The organism is Sphingomonas sp., assembly GCF_019242355.1.
Classification (GTDB): Bacteria; Pseudomonadota; Alphaproteobacteria; order Sphingomonadales; family Sphingomonadaceae; genus Sphingomicrobium.
Window position 1 is genome coordinate 1 of the sequence record NZ_JAFAVR010000048.1, and the last position, 4015, is coordinate 4015.

General features: G+C 64.9%; 3 protein-coding genes and 1 tRNA gene. All 4 read right to left on the reverse strand.

The window, feature by feature from the left end; all coding sequences use genetic code 11:
• Positions 1–295: 295 nt before the first annotated feature.
• The 4 genes from JOZ79_RS02035 to atpD all read right to left on the reverse strand — a co-directional run bounded on the left by JOZ79_RS02035 (position 296) and on the right by atpD (position 4005).
• Positions 296–370 (reverse strand) — tRNA-Val (locus JOZ79_RS02035).
• A 109-nt stretch (positions 371–479) separates the two neighbouring features.
• Positions 480–2009, reverse strand: a complete 1530-nt coding sequence (locus tag JOZ79_RS02040) for a CpaF family protein (protein ID WP_294069899.1) — start codon at positions 2007–2009, stop codon at positions 480–482.
• A gap of 86 nt (positions 2010–2095) precedes the next feature.
• Entirely contained in the window at positions 2096–2368 is a 273-nt protein-coding gene (locus JOZ79_RS02045; protein ID WP_294069902.1) for an ATP synthase F1 subunit epsilon, read from the reverse strand.
• Between the two features lie 185 nt (positions 2369–2553).
• Positions 2554–4005, reverse strand: coding sequence for a F0F1 ATP synthase subunit beta (gene atpD / locus JOZ79_RS02050; protein ID WP_294069904.1), 1452 nt, complete (start codon positions 4003–4005; stop codon positions 2554–2556).
• Positions 4006–4015: the final 10 nt, after the last annotated feature.

A 4015-nucleotide genomic window follows, 5' to 3' on the forward strand; every position in this document is an offset into this window, starting at 1 on the left:
TCGGGCTCAACCTCTAACTTGCTCTTGCATTCACATATCCGAACTCTCGTTCACGCCGGCTCGCATCGTTAACCATGACCGCGCGGCGGTGCGGCTGCCGCGACAGTTGACCGGAAAAGGCTCCAGGGGTGCGATCTTCTGGATCTGCCCAGTCACGAGAAGCTGGGCCGAGAATATGCGGACTTCCGTGCGGCCCTGATTGGAGCGTAGGGGGAGGGTCACTAAGGAACCGGTTCATCCGCACGTGGCAAGCACTGCGGTCCCGCAGCCAATCGTCAGTCAAGTGTCTGAAAAATGGTGGGCGTGGCAAGGATTGAACTTGCGACCCCTGCGATGTCAACACAGTGCTCTACCACTGAGCTACACGCCCACTCGAGGGGCGCATGTAGAGGGGGGTTCCAGTGGGCGCAACCCTCACGCGCCCGCTTTGGGACCATGCTTCGCGAGACGCTCCGGCGAGCTATGCCGACGGTTGAGCCTTAGAGGCACGCCTCGAGATATGGCTGGTCGAAGCCGAACTGCTTGGCCTTTTCGAGCGTATAGGGGCGCAGGCCCATCGAGCGATACTCGCCGATGATCTTCCCGTCGGCAGATTCGTCGAGATATTCGAACTTGAACAGCTCCTGGGTGACGATGACCTCGCCCTCCATGCCGATCACCTCGGTGATGTTGGTGGTGCGGCGCGAGCCGTCGCGAAGGCGCTTCACCTGGACGATCAAGTCGACCGAGTCCGCGATCTGGCGGCTGATGGCTTCCTTCGGGACCTTGATGTCGCCCATCATCACCATGTTCTCCATACGCGCGAGGCATTCGCGCGGGGAGTTGGAGTGGAGCGTCGCCATCGACCCGTCGTGACCCGTGTTCATCGCCGCAAGGAGGTCGAAGCACTCCTTGCCGCGGATTTCGCCGAGGATGATGCGGTCGGGGCGCATACGAAGGGCGTTGATCACGAGGTCGCCGATGCTGATCGCGCCCTGGCCCTCAAGGTTGGCGGGCCGCGTTTCGAGCGGCAGCCAGTGCGGCTGCTGAAGCCGGAGCTCAGCCGCGTCCTCGATGGTGATGACTCGCTCGCCCGGGTCGATCATCTTCGACAAGGCGTTGAGCATGGTCGTCTTGCCCGAGCCGGTACCGCCTGAGATGACGACGTTCATGCGGCTCGCGCCGGCGATCTTCAGGATCGTCGCCATCTTGTCTGACATCGAGCCGAAGCTCTTCATCATGTCGAGCGTGATCGGCTTCTCGGAGAATTTACGAATCGAGATTGCCGTGCCGCGCAGCGACAGCGGTGGGACGATGACGTTGACGCGGCTGCCGTCCTGGAGGCGGGCGTCGCAAAGCGGGCTGGTCTGGTCGATGCGGCGGCCGACCTTGTTGACGATGCGCTGCGCGATCTGGAACAGATGTTCCTCGTCGCGGAACTGGATCTGCGCGATTTCGAGCTTGCCCTTGCGCTCGACGTAAGTCTGGTCGGGGCCGTTGACCATGATATCGCTGACGGCGGGGTCGGCAAGCAGCTCCTCAAGCGGCCCGAGGCCGAGCAACTCGTCGACCAGCACCTTTTCGAGCGCGAACTGCTCGCGGCGATTGAGCGTGATCTTCAGCTCGGCAAGCACCTCGCCGATGATCGGCCGGAATTCCTCGGCGAGCTCGTCCTTGGACAGGGTCGCCGCGGCTTCCGGGTCGACGCGTTCGAGGAGGCGCGGAAGCACCTGTTCCTTGATGCGGTGAACGGAGGCTTCGAAGCCCTCGGCCTTGCTGCTTCCGGCCTCGCCGCTTGCATTCTGGCGGGAGTTGAGCCGGTCCATGGCGCCCATGGGCGCTGTGCCAGGGCCAGAAGGCGCCGGAACATCGACAGGCGGCGTGAGGTCGTCGAGCGGTGGGAACTGGTCGCCGCCACTCAGGGGATTGTCGGAGGACGATCCGCCGGGGCCACCCTTCATCGGCTTGGCGACGCCGAAGCTCGGACGCCCGCCGCTGCTGATGCCACCCCGCTTGCCGAATGCGCTCATTCTTGCCGTCCCGATCCCGGTTTTCACCTAGTCGGGGTGGTGAATAGGGGCGAAACTTTTAGAAAAGCCTAACCGGGTTAACCCGCTCAGGCAGCGGGCGTTTCTCCGGCGCTCTCGGCAAGGACGGTGAGGCCGCGCTCGCTGATCTCCGCGAAGCCGCCGGTTACCCGGATTCGCTCAGGCTGCGTCCCGGCGGAGCGAAAGACCGCGATCTCGCCGTCGCGGAGCGTGGTCATGTAGGGCGCGTGGCCGACCATGATGCCCGACTCTCCCTCGGTGCCGGGGATGACGACCATGTAGACGTCGCTGGACATCACCTGGCGCTCGGGAGTGACGAGCTCGAAATGCAGATCGGCCATTATTTCTTGCCTTCAATCTTTGCGTCGAATGCTCGGGTCGCGGCGTCGAACTCGTCGCGGCAACCGGGCTTGCAGAAGCCGACGACCTTGCCCCGGTATAGCGTCAAGGCATCCGCGCTGACCGGCTTGCCGGACCAGGGACAGACGTCGTTGACGCAATCCTCGAGGCGTAGGGACGGCAGGGCTTAGGCCTCCTGAGCCAGCTTCTCGGCCTTCGCCACCGCCTCGTCGATGCCGCCAACCATGTAGAAGGCCGCCTCGGGAAGGTGGTCATACTCGCCGCTCACCACCGCCTTGAACGAGCGAACCGTATCTTCGACCTGCACGAACTTGCCCGGGATGCCGGTGAAGACTTCGGCAACGTGGAACGGCTGCGACAGGAAGCGCTGGATCTTGCGGGCGCGGCTGACGGTGAGCTTATCCTCTTCCGACAGCTCGTCCATGCCGAGGATGGCGATGATGTCCTGCAGGCTCTTGTACTTCTGCAGCGTTTCCTGGACGGCGCGGGCGGTCTCGTAATGCTCCTGGCCGACGACGGCAGGAGTGAGAACGCGGCTGACGGAGTCGAGCGGGTCGACGGCCGGGTAGATGCCGAGCTCCGAGATCGCGCGGCTCAGCGTCGTCGTCGCGTCGAGGTGGGCGAAGGACGTGGCCGGGGCCGGGTCGGTCAGGTCGTCGGCCGGAACGTAAATGGCCTGCACCGAGGTGATCGAGCCCTTGTTGGTCGAGGTGATCCGCTCCTGAAGGGCGCCCATGTCGGTCGACAGGGTCGGCTGGTAGCCCACGGCCGAAGGGATACGGCCGAGCAGCGCCGACACTTCCGAACCCGCCTGGGTGAAGCGGAAGATGTTGTCGACGAAGAAGAGCACGTCCTGGCCCTCCTGGTCGCGGAAATATTCGGCCTGAGTGAGGCCGGCGAGGGCGACGCGGGCACGGGCTCCCGGCGGCTCGTTCATCTGGCCGAACACGAGCGCGACCTTGGAGCCTTCGGGCGTCGGGTTGCCCTCGGCGTCCTTGGCGATGACGCCCGCGTCGAGGAACTCATGATAGAGGTCGTTGCCCTCGCGGGTGCGCTCGCCGACGCCGGCGAACACGGAAACGCCGCCGTGGCCCTTGGCGATGTTGTTGATCAGCTCCTGGATGAGCACGGTCTTGCCGACGCCGGCGCCGCCGAACAGGCCGATCTTGCCGCCCTTGGCGTAGGGGGCGAGTAGGTCGATGACCTTGATGCCGGTGACGAGGATGGCGGCTTCGGTCGACTGGTCGACGAAGGCCGGGGCCTCGGCGTGAATGGGAGCGCTCTGGTCGCTGCCGATCGGGCCACGCTCGTCGATCGGATCGCCGACGACGTTCATGATTCGGCCGAGCGTCTTCGGGCCGACCGGGACGCGGATTTGCGAGCCGGTCGCGTTGACCACCTGGCCGCGGGTGAGGCCGTCGGTCGAGTCCATCGCGATGGTCCGGACGACGTTCTCGCCGAGGTGCTGAGCGACTTCGAGGACGAGGCGATTGCCGCCGTTCTCGGTCTCGAGCGCCGAGAGGATGGCCGGCAGCTCGCCTTCGAAGGTGACGTCGACGACGGCGCCGATCACCTGGCTGATGCGGCCGGCATTGTTGGTGCCCTGCGGGCGGTCGATTGCGGCGGTG